The organism is Providencia alcalifaciens (assembly GCF_915403165.1).
GTDB classification, from domain to species: domain Bacteria; phylum Pseudomonadota; class Gammaproteobacteria; order Enterobacterales; family Enterobacteriaceae; genus Providencia; species Providencia alcalifaciens_C.
On sequence record NZ_OU659204.1, the window covers coordinates 2,811,585 to 2,826,028 of the forward strand.

General features: G+C 40.8%; 15 protein-coding genes. 2 read left to right on the forward strand and 13 right to left on the reverse strand.

Going from position 1 to position 14,444, the window contains the following annotated elements:
- Positions 1 to 6 precede the first annotated feature (6 nt).
- The gene (locus LDO73_RS12895) at positions 7 to 648 is read left to right on the forward strand and encodes an NAD(P)-dependent oxidoreductase (protein WP_224058306.1); all 642 of its coding nucleotides are present in this window, start codon (positions 7 to 9) and stop codon (positions 646 to 648) included.
- Between the two features lie 530 nt (positions 649 to 1,178).
- Here the strand turns inward: LDO73_RS12895 and LDO73_RS12900 are convergent.
- Complete coding sequence (locus tag LDO73_RS12900) at positions 1,179 to 1,433, reverse strand: helix-turn-helix domain-containing protein (protein WP_224058308.1); 255 nt, start codon at positions 1,431 to 1,433, stop codon at positions 1,179 to 1,181.
- 963 nt (positions 1,434 to 2,396) lie between these two features.
- Here LDO73_RS12900 and LDO73_RS12905 point away from each other — a divergent pair.
- Complete coding sequence (locus tag LDO73_RS12905; protein ID WP_224058309.1) at positions 2,397 to 3,281, forward strand: helix-turn-helix domain-containing protein; 885 nt, start codon at positions 2,397 to 2,399, stop codon at positions 3,279 to 3,281.
- A gap of 88 nt (positions 3,282 to 3,369) precedes the next feature.
- Here LDO73_RS12905 and LDO73_RS12910 read toward each other — a convergent pair whose 3' ends face one another.
- From LDO73_RS12910 to LDO73_RS12965, 12 genes are all read right to left on the reverse strand, one after another.
- Positions 3,370 to 5,412, reverse strand: a complete 2,043-nt coding sequence (locus tag LDO73_RS12910) for a TonB-dependent copper receptor (protein ID WP_224058311.1) — start codon at positions 5,410 to 5,412, stop codon at positions 3,370 to 3,372.
- Between the two features lie 181 nt (positions 5,413 to 5,593).
- Complete coding sequence (locus tag LDO73_RS12915; protein WP_224058313.1) at positions 5,594 to 6,022, reverse strand: DUF2946 domain-containing protein; 429 nt, start codon at positions 6,020 to 6,022, stop codon at positions 5,594 to 5,596.
- Between the two features lie 179 nt (positions 6,023 to 6,201).
- Complete coding sequence (locus tag LDO73_RS12920) at positions 6,202 to 7,119, reverse strand: DMT family transporter (RefSeq protein WP_224058315.1); 918 nt, start codon at positions 7,117 to 7,119, stop codon at positions 6,202 to 6,204.
- Positions 7,070 to 7,753, reverse strand: coding sequence for a hypothetical protein (locus LDO73_RS12925; protein ID WP_224058317.1), 684 nt, complete (start codon positions 7,751 to 7,753; stop codon positions 7,070 to 7,072). Before LDO73_RS12925 ends, LDO73_RS12920 begins: the two co-directional genes overlap by 50 nt.
- Complete coding sequence (locus LDO73_RS12930) at positions 7,750 to 8,865, reverse strand: HesA/MoeB/ThiF family protein (RefSeq protein WP_224058319.1); 1,116 nt, start codon at positions 8,863 to 8,865, stop codon at positions 7,750 to 7,752. The genes LDO73_RS12925 and LDO73_RS12930 overlap by 4 nt, the downstream gene beginning before the upstream one ends.
- Positions 8,866 to 8,917: 52 nt before the next feature.
- A complete protein-coding gene (locus tag LDO73_RS12935; RefSeq protein WP_224058320.1) occupies positions 8,918 to 9,019 on the reverse strand; it encodes a pantocin A family RiPP in 102 nt (33 codons plus the stop codon).
- Between the two features lie 383 nt (positions 9,020 to 9,402).
- Complete coding sequence (locus LDO73_RS12940; protein ID WP_224058328.1) at positions 9,403 to 10,476, reverse strand: cytochrome c-type biogenesis protein CcmH; 1,074 nt, start codon at positions 10,474 to 10,476, stop codon at positions 9,403 to 9,405.
- Positions 10,473 to 11,030: a thiol:disulfide interchange protein DsbE gene (dsbE, locus tag LDO73_RS12945; RefSeq protein WP_036952089.1), complete on the reverse strand. Its 558-nt coding sequence runs from the start codon at positions 11,028 to 11,030 to the stop codon at positions 10,473 to 10,475. Before dsbE ends, LDO73_RS12940 begins: the two co-directional genes overlap by 4 nt.
- Positions 11,027 to 12,958, reverse strand: a complete 1,932-nt coding sequence (locus LDO73_RS12950) for a heme lyase CcmF/NrfE family subunit (protein WP_224058330.1) — start codon at positions 12,956 to 12,958, stop codon at positions 11,027 to 11,029. Before LDO73_RS12950 ends, dsbE begins: the two co-directional genes overlap by 4 nt.
- Positions 12,955 to 13,434, reverse strand: a complete 480-nt coding sequence (gene ccmE, locus LDO73_RS12955) for a cytochrome c maturation protein CcmE (RefSeq protein WP_224058332.1) — start codon at positions 13,432 to 13,434, stop codon at positions 12,955 to 12,957. The genes LDO73_RS12950 and ccmE overlap by 4 nt, the downstream gene beginning before the upstream one ends.
- On the reverse strand, positions 13,431 to 13,643 hold the full coding sequence (ccmD, locus tag LDO73_RS12960) for a heme exporter protein CcmD (RefSeq protein WP_224058334.1): 213 nt from the start codon (positions 13,641 to 13,643) through the stop codon (positions 13,431 to 13,433). Before ccmD ends, ccmE begins: the two co-directional genes overlap by 4 nt.
- On the reverse strand, positions 13,636 to 14,379 hold the full coding sequence (locus LDO73_RS12965; RefSeq protein WP_224058335.1) for a heme ABC transporter permease: 744 nt from the start codon (positions 14,377 to 14,379) through the stop codon (positions 13,636 to 13,638). The genes ccmD and LDO73_RS12965 overlap by 8 nt, the downstream gene beginning before the upstream one ends.
- Positions 14,380 to 14,444 lie beyond the last annotated feature (65 nt).

Genomic DNA, 14,444 nt, shown 5'->3' on the forward strand with positions numbered 1-14,444 from the left:
CTAAACATGAAAATATCGATCCTAGGAGCCACTGGTTTTGTCGGTAAAGCGTTGGTTTCTGAAGCCTTAATGCGTCATCATCAAGTCACTGCGATCTCTCGTCACAGCAATCAGCTTCCTCAACATGCTCATTTAATTGCTGAATCTGGAGATATTACGGATGTGGCATGGCTAACATCTCGGCTTAAAGGCCAAGATGTGGTGCTTAGTGCATTTAATGGTGGATGGAGTAATCCTAATCTGTACCGCGATACTGTTGCAGGAAACCAAGCAATCTTAGAGGCAGTAAAAAAAGCAGGTATAAAACGATTTATTGTGGTTGGCGGTGCCGGAAGCTTAGAAATCGCGCCAGGTGTTTTATTGCTCGACTCCCCAGATTTTCCAGCCAATATCTGGCCAGGAGCCCAAGCGGTCAAAGAATTTAAAACGACCTTGGAATCTATCGATAGCTTAGATTGGACGTTTGTTTCTCCTGCCGCAATGCTTGAAGATGGCGCTCGAACAGAAACCTTTCGCCTTGGTGGAAAACAGCTATTAATGAATGGTAACACCCCCGCAAAAATATCTGTTCAGGATTTAGCGGTGGCGATATTAGATGAGGTAGAGCGGCCACAATTTATCCGTCAGCAGTTTACAGCTGCATATTAATACTAATAAATGGATGACGAGTAAATCATGACTAAATGTATCAATTTATTTGTTTAACATAAAAAGTAATACAATCATTAACGTTTAATAAATATTCGTATATTCCCGTATAAAATATGACTATTCACTTATAAATGATTAAATTAAGATTATTATTATTTAAATGCAGTTAAATTCAGCCATCAATATAATTTAATTTTTTGCGTTATCAATTCACATTAAGACTAGAGTTTTATTTTATTTTTTGACGCGATGATTTTGATGAGCTTTATGAGACTATTAATAATAGGCAATTATTGTATGCGAGCATTGTATGTGAAAAGTATTACATGCAGGTATAATCTAAAAATAGAGTATTAAGCCGGAAGAAACAACCTATAATAGTAAAACAGATAATCTCTTCCGGTCAGATGATTAAATTCATGGAATCTCTTTTATAAAAACAGGGTCGAAAATGGAAAATCTTCTACTTTCCTAGTGATAACCAACCTTTAAAAATAAATGATTGAAAACATAACACACTGATATTTTTAATGAATTGTACTTCTAGTGCCACTATTTATGTTCACAACACCATATAAGAATGATGCAGGTTCTAAGTTAAATAAATACGCAAATTGAAAAAGAGAATCAACATCAATGCAGCTTTCTCCACTCTCGAAACGATTCATTTCATCCTCAGAGACACCAATTAAATCAGCCGCTTGCTGAAGACTCATTTTATGACTCTCTCTTTGCATACGGATCTTAATCCCTAACTTTTTCGCAATTTCATTTTCATTCATAAATACTCCTTTTACTATTAGATTGAATACCAATTATGAGGGCAGCTAAATTATCATCACACCAGGTTTAATTAATTGACTTACGTTAATAAAACGCGACATACATCACATCATTTAGTGACTTTCATAAATAGATATTTTTCACTTAAAACTGTAATTGGTTGATTTAAATTACAAATAAAACCAATCATCCATGTAATATAAAAATAAAAGCGTGATAGAAATCACATAAAATTCAGATTATTACCTGTGTATATTTACTTATCATGCCCATCAAATAATGATGTAAGAATTTAATTACTCATTTAATGATGTTCTTCAGCATGAGCTATATTACAAAATCATAAAAACAATGATCAAGGATTATCTTAACTTTTTTCAAATAATGATAGCTTACGTTTATATACTTAAATTTATTCTTATATTTTAAATCATCTACTAATGACTTATTCACTAAACAACAAGCAATATCATAATAATAACTGACTAAATCATCTATCACTATCAGAATAATTTTTTATCATTTACTTAACTTTTCTCAAATAACTCATTTTGTCATACAAAGTATGAATATCAATGAATGATGATTGAATTATATTCATACTAACTGAATCGAGTAACCTATTGAATATTTGCTTTAATTTTATTCATTCGTTAAACGCTTTCATTCTATTTGTATGAATAATATTGTTTTTACATAACGACTAATTTAACAAAAAATGCGTTGTAGGCTATCAAAATTTCAGTGTATTCCTAATACGTTATCTCTGTTTAGTCAGCTAACTAATCATCATTTAGAGTGATGAAACCCGATTAAAACTTACTTAACTTCACATTGCTTATAAAAAAATTGTCAGTAGACATGCTATCCTATGTTCAATTACGATGAGTTTTATCTAACTTTAATGCATAGATTTGGCGCTTAAAATAACGCCTGTTGCAAAAGTGACTGGAAAGGTAACCATGCTACAAGAAAGTGTTATCAGGGAAATTATTCTCTGGATCGAACAAAATTTAGAGTCGCGGCTCTCCCTTGATACCGTTGCTGATAAATCTGGATACACTAAATGGCACTTTCAACGATTATTTAAAACCCAAACAGGTCTCGCGTTAGGTGCTTATATTCGCGCTCGTCGTTTATCCTGTTCTGCGGTTGCTTTGCGCTTAACGAGCGATAGTATCATGGATATTTCTCTACGCTATCGTTTTGATTCACAACAAACTTTTTGTCGAGCATTCAAGAAACAGTTTGGTGTAACACCTTCAGAATATCGTAAACGCTCAGGCTGGCATATTGAAGGTTTTTGCCTTCCTCTGCGTGAAAGTAAAGAACTCGAAGCTCATGTGGAATTAGTTGAATTAAAAGAGATCCACTTAGCGGGAATGACACATCGCTACACACAAGGCATTAACGAGTGGAACTTAAAAACTGAAGAGCTACGACGCCAGTATTGGAAAAACTTTTTAGATAAAAACAAGATTGTTACTAAAAATTTGTATGCTATCCACGGGGTTGATACAAGCTCCGATGAAGAAGGCCGTTTTCTCTACTCCACTGCATTTGATAACAACGATCTTGATGTCATACCACCATTTACTAAAAAACTGATGGTTCCTGCTGGCAATTATTTGCAAATTAAATTTATCGGTAATTTACAAGGCACTGACTATAACGACATTATTTACACCGTTTATGGAAAAGTGCTGGCCGAGATGGATATTGCTCGCGGCTTAGGGGCTGATATCGAACATTATGTTTTAAAATCAACACCAACTTATGAGGATTTTGTTAGCCACCCTCATACTTACATCCAAGAGCTGAATTACTATATTCCTGTGATTGCCTAGTTCTTATTACTGTATAGCGCCTGTTATCGCATAAAAACTAACAACCCGCTTTTACACGGGTTGTTAGCTTCATTCAGTGCTGAGTAGATTAGAACGTGACGTTCAATTTACCCCAGAATGTTCTACCCGGCTCATTAACAGGGCTATTAGACGAATAACCAAATCCGCTATTACCTGCTAAGTTCAAGTGCTCGCTGTACGTTTTATCAAACAAGTTATCGACCCCCGCACTCAGCTTCACATTTTCATTGATGCGATATGCCGCATTCATCGAAAATACCGTAAAGCCCGCGCTCTCACTGAAGTCTTTTCCGACAACGTTACCTTCGTTGATTGCCACGCGATCTTGGCGACTCACCATGCGTACCAATCCGGTCGTTGTCCAATCGCCTTTCTCCCACGTTAAACCTAAACGGCTTTCCAACGGTGGCATTTGAGGCAGTGCACGCCCATCAGTTCTATTTTTCCCCCAAGAATACGCAAGACTTGCATCCGCTTTCCACTCATCGCTGAGTTGATAAGCAACCCCCATTTCACCGCCCATGATCATCGCATTGACGTTTTCAACTTGGCTCATTCTGGCGTTAGTTGGGCTATAGCGGAATAAAATAAAGTCATCAACGCGCCCTACATAAGCGGAAACCCATGCATTGGCTTTATCATCACTGTATTTTGCACCAATATCTAACTGTGTCGTTTTCTCGGTTTTCACGTTGTCGAAAACATTTTTGCTGCCATTCGGACCCATTTTTGGCGAGAATAACTCCCAATAATCTGGGAATCTTTCTGTATACCCTACCCCTGCGTATAACATCACCGGCGTTTCAGGTAATGCATGTTCGTAGCGAACGAATCCCGCTGGCATGACTGTGTTACGACCGGATGATCCCACATCGGTGTAATTATCCACCAATACGCGATCTACACGCCCGCCACCAATTACCTTGCCTTGCTCGCTCGCCGTCCAAGTTACCTCACTAAATACCCCATAATCTTGGAATTCGGCATCTTTTTTCCAGCTATTATTATTGTTTTTACGGTGTTTATTGGTCTGCATATCTGCCCCAGCACGCAGCTCATAATCACGCCATAACCACGTCCCCATGACTCGACCGCCCATCGTCTCGCGGTCAACACGCATTTTCATTGGCATATTCATCATCATGCCGTGCCCGCCATGACCACCGCCCATATGCCCGCCGCCTGATCCCATTGTGCTCATTGGGCTACGCAGTGAGTAGTTATCCATAATATGGTCGGCGTAGTTGTAGTAAACATTTCCTTCGATTTTATCGAATACATCTCCGATATTGCTTTTCTCGAAACGTAATCCTAAGCTTTCACGCTTAAATTGAGAGCCATCCATTCCTCGCCCTGCATATCGCGCTTCACCATCACCTTTTCCTGCGGAAAGCTCGAGTAATGTGTATTCATCCGGCGTCCAGCCCACTGCAACATCCGCATTCCATTTATCCCATTTAGACGGTACTTTGTCTCCGTTACCATCTTTATAGTCATTAGAGCGAGATTTATTGCCCGTCAGGCGCACATAGCCTTTCTCATTTCCCAAGCTCACATCCGCATTAGCATCCCAACGCTGGTTTGACGCCGTCAATGCACTCGCATTACCTTGAATGCCGCCCTCAGTAAAGACAGGTTTTTCACGCTCAAAACGTACAGTACCCGCTGAGTTTCCAGGTCCCCATAATACGGTTTGTGGCCCTTTCACCATGGTAAGCAAGTCAAAGTTTTCCGGTGAAATATAGGACGTCGGTGCATCCATACGGGAAGGACACGCACCCAACATTTCACTGTCATTCGTCATGATCTTAAGACGGGAACCAAACATGCCACGAAAAACAGGGTCACCATTTGTACCGCCATTACGGATTTGGGAAAATCCGGGGATTGTTTTCAAGTAATCAGAGCCATCACTCGCCGGTACTGGCTGTCTTGGGGTTTTCGGCGATGTCGAAATAGTTAACGGCGAGTCCACAGGAGCCGTGACAATCATGACCGAGCTATCGGTGATTGAACTTTGATTTTCTTCTTTAGCAAAAGTGGATGTTGATGCGATAGCTGAAATCACCAGCGCAGTCACAGGTGAAAATTTAAAATTAATTGAGTTCATTTTTAGCCTATTTTTATCTGTTTCTTACTGCCATTGGCTCAATGAGTTAATGACCGCTCGGCTTCTTTTGAAAAATAGCCTAGCCTCCTGAAAATGAAGCTCAATTTCAGGATAAGCGAAGTGGTTTTGTCCATTGAAGACAAAATGCAGTTTTAAATTACGTTAAATAAAGAAATAAGAATCAATAGGATGTGGGTGGTGCGCGAGCTAGCTGTAATGACCAAGGACGGAAAATTCGTAATTGAATACAACGTTCGAAAGGAACAAAGATAGCGAGGGTTGCTAATTGGCGGATCACCGCAGCAACAAATAAAATCAAAAATGGGAAGTGAACAAGTAGTTGGCAGTAACCACACGCGATGTCTTCCATCGGTGATTGCCCGATTCCCGTCATCAGCATATGGTTCATCGCACCGCCATCTTCGCAATGTTCAGACAATGGCATTTCGTGATGCTGCTGCATCGAATGCTCCGCTATTTCCCCATGCTCCATCGAGCAGTTATTCATGTGTGACATTGATTTTGAAATCAATGGCGCAACGAATAACATCGCTACAGCGAGTAAAGCAAGATAAGCGGCAAATTGTCGAATCGCGTGACGTAAATGCAACGGTTTTCCGGTGTTTCATAGCCTATAGATGGGCGCAGATTGTATCGTAATAAGAGGCTTATTGTTATTGTTTTTTGGCATTATTGTTAAGGCAAAATGCAGCTCGCAAGCCTGACAAAAAAACTAACTAACTTGGGTTAGGCAATACAGCGTTAATTAATATTGGTAAAATGTACCCGTTAGTTTTTCTTCTTCAAAAAGACTAAAGCGACACTAGTAAAAATCAAAACCATTCCAATCAACATATTCATGTTTATTGCTTCACCTAAGTAGTAATACGAGATAAGCACACTCATCATCGGTGAAATAAGAATCGAATAAGACGATAGTTCAGCCCCGCCATTATCAATCATGTAAAACCATAAAATGTAAACTAATACCCCATTTGCTACACCGATAAAAATCACGGGAATCAGCAATTCCGTCATCAATCTACGGTAACTCAATCCATAGCTTGTCAAATCTAAATTGGCAGATAGAAACATCGTAAAAACCAATATAATCAAAAATGAAGTGATATTTTGATAAAGCACCTTTGAAAAAACATCAACGTTGACGGCAATGTGTCCTGATAGAAAGGTTCCTAGCGCCCATACAAATGCACTTAGCAATATAATCACTTCACCATAGCTCATCGCATCAAATGAGGTAAAAAACAGAATTCCAAGCCCACAAAGTACCGAGACAACCAACGAGTTCAAGATTATCTTTCGCTGGCTTATCATCACAAAGCAAGACGTTATCGCTGGCATGGTATAGACCAATACTGACGCCTTAACGGAGTCCGTAAATTGGAGCGCAATGTTGTTTAATATTGGCACGAGGAACATATTTAAAATGCCAAGAGGAATGCAACGAATAAAATGGCTCGCTATAAATTGCTTTTTATATATAAAGAAAAATACAAATAAAAGCACCAGCAAAGCTATCAATGCGGAGTAGAATCGGAATACCCATGCCCCAACAATTCCAATACCGATTTTCGAGATCGGAAATCCCATCCCCCACAGTATAGATATTATCGCTGCAAATATAATGACCGTATTTTTATGCGTCATATCGAGCAACCACAGCCATTCTTTTAGCGCCTCTAACACCTACCGAATTCACCATTGAGACAAAATGGGGAATACTTTTTTCTCCCGTATCAATAATTAATGTACTCAAATACGTTGGTACTAATGCTTCTATGATGTTTTCTTTCTGTTTATCCAAAATAAAAGTCAAGCCACCATGGTTACGTTCCCAACCTTTCGTAAAGTTAATGACAATATTAATGCAGGAACCTGAGTCGCAGTGTGTGGTTAGGAAATCCCCTAAATCAAACCAGCTTAAATAACATAGCGATAATTCATTGATACTTTTTTCCGTTATTTCAGACAGAAAGGATTTGAATTCTGTGCTATCTAAAAAGGTCTTAATCGCTAAAAAGGATGAAACCTCGTTTCCTTGTTGATTATCGGTTATTCGCCTAAATGAATAACAGAAATTCCCCTGATGGTATTCTTGCATTGCTTTTTCTTTTTCTTGTTCTATCTCGATATTAGGATGCTTATTTATAAAATAATCCATTGGACTAGATTTATTTTTTATAATAAATGACCATTCAGAATCATTAATATCAAGAAAATCATCATAAAATTTATCTAACTCTGAAAAGTATTGTTCGATAGGAAACTGAACATATCCTTTGTTATTAAAGCTATTAGTTAACTCATGAATTTCTCTCACAAAAGCTCCTCTGTCATTTTAAAATCTCTTAGCGAAAAGAATATTTTCCTATTTTTCAATACCACATCATCATAGCCAGTAATTAACTTAACAATTTGGTCTGTTACTAATCCTGACATGACTGCAAGAGATGGTGTACTTTGCCAAGCATTCACTTTTCTCTTTCCATTTAAAAACTGGTGTTTCATTCTTGCTAATTGAAATTTTTCAACTTCATGATTCTGGCTATAGAATTTATTTCTAATATTATTTTTTACCGCATGATAACTTGAATTATGCCCATCATTTAAATAAATAGGCCCAACCGAAATATCTAAAGGGTCTCCCCCCAATTCAATTACCGGTATTTCTTTTTCATGGGCGATATCATGAATGACACCTTCAACTGTATTTTTTCTAAAATAACCTAAACTGGCCCATGCAATTAAAATGACATCTACGCCATCTAAAATTTCCATCAACCGATCTCTATCCGTCGTTGCAAACTCGTTGTACTTCTCAACCTTGGTATATCTATTATGCCGTTTAATACCTATTTCAGCAGCTTCAACTTTCGCGCTTCCAATATCATCAAAAGTATAAAGAACTTGCCTGTTTAAGTTAGAAAGCTCAACGACATCACCATCTACCAATCTCAATGTGCCTATACCTAACATAGCTAACTGCATTGCACACCAGGTCCCCCATCCCCCCATACCTAAAATCAAAACTCGACTATTTTTGAGTTTTTCTTGGTACTTTAAACCACCTACTTTTTGACTATCAATTAACGAAAACTGTAATAACTGCCTATCATATAAATTTATTTCTTGTTGACTAAGAATATCCGAATAAGTATCTGAAATTTCCATGACGTCTAACTGATTAAGCTTATTAATAAACTCAATAATACATTCTTTATCAATATTAAACCCTAAAGATTTCAATTCCTTTACTATTCTGGGGATAGTATGCTCTCCATCAAGTTTGGGTAATAACGATATAACCCACTCTTCCGGACTTTTAATAATGCAACCCTTTTGTGGTATTTCCCCTATGCAAATATCACCATCATCAGATATTAAAATATGATGTGAGCATTTAATTAATGGTTTTAGTAGCGAAAAATCCATATTTAGCCTCCATTAAGAAAAGCCGCATTTAGCGGCCATTCAATATAACTCGTTATTCTAACTCGATAGATTCATCTTCGTTGTACATCGCATTCTCTTCATTAATCGCAGAGACTCGTTCATTAAGAATAATGAATTCCATACTTATACTCATAAAAGTTACCTCGCACATTATTTAATATAGGATTTTAACAAACTGCGCATTAAAGTTAATTAATATAACAACGCTCTGTCAATGATTATTTAAACAATAAAAAAATATAGTTATCTAAATATAGATTTAAATATAAAAACAACCAAAAAAAATAACGTTAGTAAACAACTTAATCTATTGATAGCAAATAAAGTTAAATGAAAAAAATAATGAACCAATAAAATATCGTGACTTTTTTTTTATAATAGAACATCTAAAAAATATTATTTTAAAACCCAATTCTATTTTTAAGTTTATTCCTCTTTTTACATATTGATTTCATAATAAAGGGAGCCGAAGCTCCCCTTATTCAATCACATTAATACCCGACACCCCGAAAACCGTTATTTCCCTTCCGGTGCCTCTTTCTTCTCATGCAGCATCATCAGCGATTGCTCGACACTGCGTTCAATAATCTCTCGGCGCTGATCATTTTCAGGCAGCAGCTTTAACATCATCTGCCAAGCCGAAATTGCTTCGGGATAACGCCCTTGCTCGAACGCATTGAAGGCAAATATGCTGAGCGCTTTAACGTTAGTTCGATTTTTGGCAATCAGCTTTTTGAGTAGCTCATTACCTTCTTGGTTATCACTTGGGTCTGACGAACGGGTTAATACCTCCGCATAGCCTAATGCGACTGCATCATCGTCCGGGGATAAGCGGTAAGCACGCCCATAAGCATCGGTTGCCATGGTGGCGTTCCCTAATACCATCCCAATGCGACCGAGCATCACCCAGCCATCAATATTTTGCGGATCGTCCTGAAGGCGAGTACGTAACCCTAAAGCCAAGTTCTCCATCTCTTCATTATTCAGTGGAAGTTCATTAGCATTCAGCGCTCTATCTAACAATGCTGGCGCTTGTTGGTAAGCCACATTCCAATCTTTCACTTTGCTGTAGCTACCCACTTCATAATACGCCGCACCTGCAACACCCAGCGCTATCACAATGCCAGGGACATACACCCAAGCACTCGCACGGCTAGCTTCTGGCAGCAGTTCGTCATCATCATCGTGAGCAACTTGGCTGGCTCTGACGCGCTTTTTAGAACGAGCATAAATCAACCATCCCCCAACGGCGATAGCCACAAATGGCATTCCCCATAACATCACGGTTAATGGTGTTAATGGCGGGTTATACGTCACGAAATAACCATATCTCGCGACCATATAATCGACGATTTCATCGCGGTTTTTTCCCTCTTGCATCAGCTCATACACTTTCTGGCGCAAATCGAGAGCGATCATCGAGTTCGAATCAGCAATACTGTTGTTTTGGCATTTCGGGCAACGTAACTCTTCCGTCAACTTACGAAATTGCTGCTCTTGCTGTTCATTTTCGAACGTGAAAACTTCCGTGGAAGCCAAGCTTACACCTGCGCTGAGCGCCCACATCATCAAGGCAATCACATATTTCATTGATTTGCCTCCTTGCTATAACGATCCCACAGCGGCTTCAACTCGTTTTGCCAAACTCGTTCATCAACTGCACCGGCGTGGCGATAACGAATAATTCCTTGCCCATCAATTAAAAAGGTTTCAGGCGCGCCATACACACCGAGATCAAGCCCCAGCATCCCTTGCCCATCGAATAAACTTAATGCGTATGGATTACCCAATTCGCGCAGCCAGCCGATCGCTTTTTGGCGATCATCTTTATAATTCATCCCCACAACGCGGATCCCTTGGGATGCTAACTGATTCAAATATTGGTGCTCAGCACGGCAAGTCGGGCACCATGTCGCCCATACATTCAATAAAATAGGTTGCCCTTGGATCAGTACCTTGGTGTCATATTCCTGCCCCGGATTTTCCAAGGATTCCAAACGGAAAACAGGCACTGGCTTGCCAATCAAAGCAGACTCTAGCAAGCGGGGATCGTCCCCTTCAGCATTACGTACCAATTGCCATAACAGCACGGCTGCAATCGCCGCAAAGATAACAAAAGGAATTAAAAAAACTTTGCGATTCATACAGCTTCCCCTTGCAGCTTGCGACGACGATAACGCGAGTCAAACAGGCAGCATAACGCGCCTATTGCCATAAATACCCCACCCGCCCAAATCCAGCGGACAAACGGTTTATAGTACAAACGCAGGGTCCACACATTTGGGGAGATCTCCTCCCCCAACGCCGCGTATAAATCACGAGTGATCCCGCCATCAATAGCCGCTTCCGTCATCACTGAACGGCTAGTGCTATAAAAACGTTTCTCTGGATGCAACGTGGTGAGCACCTTGTCATTCTCTTTCACGGTGATAGTGCCAATCACCCCTTGATAGTTTGGCCCATCTGCTTCATGTACCCCATTAAATACAAAGGTATATCCGCGAATGGCAATACTGTCATCGGGTTTCATTTTGACATCACGTTCAATACTGTAATTCTGGCTAAAGGCGATCCCCACGATAGTCACCGCTAAACCAAGGTGTGCCAGTACCATTCCCCAATAGCTTGAGGTCAGTTTGATTTTTTTACTGATACGCACCTTCATTTCAGCAAAGGCTAAAATAACAATCCAGCACGCCATCATTAAGCCCAGCACTGTCAACGCTTCAACTCTGTCTTGCATTAACCAAGGCAGTAAGAAAGAAAGAATCAATGTCAGCACTAACGCCATCAGCAGTAATTTGCGAATAGCCGCAGGACGGTCACGTCCCCAACGCACTAGCGGTCCAATACCCAGCAATAGTGCAAACGGCACCATCAAGGCAATAAACATAGTGTTGAAGAACGGTTCACCAATGGAAATCGTTCCCAAACCAAGTTGTTTATGGATAAGTGGCAGCAATGTACCTAACAACACCACCAACATGGCGGCTGTCAAAATCACGTTATTGCCCAATAGCAGGGATTCCCGAGACCATAATGCGTTGTTCACCTTAGAGCGTACTTTATGACCGCGAATCGCAAAGACTAACAGCGAGCCACCGATCACCAACACCATAAAGGCAAGAATAAATAGCCCTCGTGCGGGGTCTGAAGCAAAAGCGTGCACCGAAACCAATACGCCTGAGCGGACTAAGAACGTGCCCAATAAGCACAGTGAGAAGGCAAATATCGACAATAATAGCGACCATGCTTTGAAAGTGGCTCGCTGCTCAGTGACTGATAATGAGTGGATTAAGGCCGTCCCCACTAACCATGGCATAAACGAGGCATTTTCGACCGGATCCCAAAACCACCAGCCACCCCAGCCTAATTCGTAGTATGCCCACGCCGACCCTAACATAATCCCCAGCGTTAAGAAGAACCATGCTGCTAGCGTCCAAGGACGTGCAAAACGGGTAAAGGAGCTATCTAAGCGCCCACTGAGTAATGCTGCAATCGCGAAGGCGAAGGCTACCGAGAAGCCCACATAGCCCATATACAGTAATGGCGGGTGGAAAATCAGTCCCGGATCTTGCAGCAGAGGGTTTAAGTCACGGCCTTCAATCGGGAAAGATGGCAAGGTGCGAGAGAATGGATTTGAGGTAAAAATGATAAACAGCAAAAAGCCGACACTCACCATCCCCATTACCGCCAGCACACGCGCCACAATATCCAGAGGCATACGGTAACTGAATAACGCCACCGCAAATGTCCAGCCGCTCATTAGCAGCACCCACAGCAACAGTGACCCTTCATGAGCGCCCCATGTTGCCGCCACACGATACCAAATCGGTAATTGTGTATTGGAGTTATTTGCCACGTAGGTAACGGAGAAATCATTCACCACAAAGGCATTGATCAACACCAAAAATGCCCCTGCGATACAAAGAAACAGCAACCATGCTAATGGTCTAGATGCCGCCATTAGGCGGGCATCATTACGCGCCACGCCCCATAGAGGATAAAAAGAGAGTAATACAGAGACCCCTAATGCTAAACACAGCAGGATATTACCAATCTCAGGGATCATGATGCATTGTCCTTATACATTGCAGCTGGACGTTTATGGTTTTCTTGCATCGCTTGCTCAATTTCTGGCGGCGTGTAGTTTTCATCATGTTTGGCTAACACTTCTTTCGCCATCACATGGTTATTCGGTTCTAATTCCCCTTGTACCACCACACCTTGCCCCTCTTTAAATAAATCAGGCAAGATACCGTCATAGCTGACATCAATTTCGGCTTCCGCATCATAAACGGTAAAAGTCACTTTCAGCGAGTCTGGGTCGCGCACAACAGTTCCTGGCATCACCATGCCTCCGACACGTAGACGCTGTCCAACTTCAGGGACTTTTTGGGTTTCCCGCTTCCCATAAATCACTTCACCGGGAGTATAAAATAGGTCGATACTGGAACTTAAGGCGTATAGCACCAATGAAAAAGTCAGCCCAACACCTAAAATAATGGATGAAACCAACCACAGTCGGTTACGGCGACGAATATTCACATCCCCTCCCTACGCGCTCTAGCGGCTTTTTGTCTTGCTTCTCGCGCTTGTTGCTGAACAATCGCGCTAAAAATCATTTTTCGTTGAATATAGGTATGGATGCACAGTGCCGTTAATGGCAAAAGGGTTAGCGCAACTGCTAACCAAACATAAAATCCATATCCGCCCATGGCGATAAAGTCACTCCAAGAGGCAAAAGCACTATTCATGATGGTTCCCTCGCTTAGTCATCAGTTCCAGTACCCAAGGTCGGTTACGCTCTAACATTAATAGCTGGTTACGCAGACGAATTAGCGTCAACGAAATAAACAGGAATAAATACCCCAGAATAGCTAAACGTAATGGTGTACGCATCGCTGGATTAATGCTTTCTTGCATACGTGTTGATGGTTGATGCAGGGTTTGCCACCACTCAACTGAGTAGTGAATAATAGGCAAATTGATCACCCCAATTAACACTAAAATGGCAGCCGCTTTTCCTGCTGTTCGGCGGTCATCAAAAGCGTGCCACAAGGCAATGATCCCAACATATAAAAATAACAGGATCAATTCAGACGTCAGACGCGCATCCCATACCCACCAAGCTCCCCACATCGGTTTACCCCATGTGGCACCGGTGACAAGCGCGATAAAGGTGAATACAGCGCCGACGGGTGCCATTGCAGCAATGGCTAACTCAGAAATTTTCATCTGCCAGACAAGGCCAATGAACGCAGTGATAGCCATAGTGGCATAAATCCCCATCGACCACATGGCCGCAGGGACATGAATATAGATGATCCGGTAGCTATCACTCTGTGTTTTATCGGTTGGTGCAAAACCAAAGCCCCAAACCCAGCCCACCGCCAGAAAGATAACACTTAACATAATGAACCATGGAGCCAGTCGCCCACATATTTTATAGAGGTTCATTGGAATTGCTAATTGGTGAAGCTTTTTCCACATAGTTAATAGCCCCGATTTATCTCACAAAATGCTGTGCATTAATATTAGCTACAATACACAAAAAC

What these genes read in the sequence shown, in the direction of transcription:
- LDO73_RS12950 (WP_224058330.1), bottom strand. Translation starts at nt 12,958, where the DNA reads ATGATCCCTGAGATTGGTAATATCCTGCTGTGTTTAGCATTAGGGGTC.
- LDO73_RS12895 (WP_224058306.1), top strand. Translation starts at nt 7, where the DNA reads ATGAAAATATCGATCCTAGGAGCCACTGGTTTTGTCGGTAAAGCGTTG.
- LDO73_RS12940 (WP_224058328.1), bottom strand. Translation starts at nt 10,476, where the DNA reads ATGAAATATGTGATTGCCTTGATGATGTGGGCGCTCAGCGCAGGTGTA.
- LDO73_RS12900 (WP_224058308.1), bottom strand. Translation starts at nt 1,433, where the DNA reads ATGAATGAAAATGAAATTGCGAAAAAGTTAGGGATTAAGATCCGTATG.
- LDO73_RS12905 (WP_224058309.1), top strand. Translation starts at nt 2,397, where the DNA reads ATGCTACAAGAAAGTGTTATCAGGGAAATTATTCTCTGGATCGAACAA.
- LDO73_RS12930 (WP_224058319.1), bottom strand. Translation starts at nt 8,865, where the DNA reads ATGGATTTTTCGCTACTAAAACCATTAATTAAATGCTCACATCATATT.
- dsbE (WP_036952089.1), bottom strand. Translation starts at nt 11,030, where the DNA reads ATGAATCGCAAAGTTTTTTTAATTCCTTTTGTTATCTTTGCGGCGATT.
- LDO73_RS12965 (WP_224058335.1), bottom strand. Translation starts at nt 14,379, where the DNA reads ATGTGGAAAAAGCTTCACCAATTAGCAATTCCAATGAACCTCTATAAA.
- ccmD (WP_224058334.1), bottom strand. Translation starts at nt 13,643, where the DNA reads ATGAATAGTGCTTTTGCCTCTTGGAGTGACTTTATCGCCATGGGCGGA.
- LDO73_RS12910 (WP_224058311.1), bottom strand. Translation starts at nt 5,412, where the DNA reads ATGAACTCAATTAATTTTAAATTTTCACCTGTGACTGCGCTGGTGATT.
- LDO73_RS12935 (WP_224058320.1), bottom strand. Translation starts at nt 9,019, where the DNA reads ATGAGTATAAGTATGGAATTCATTATTCTTAATGAACGAGTCTCTGCG.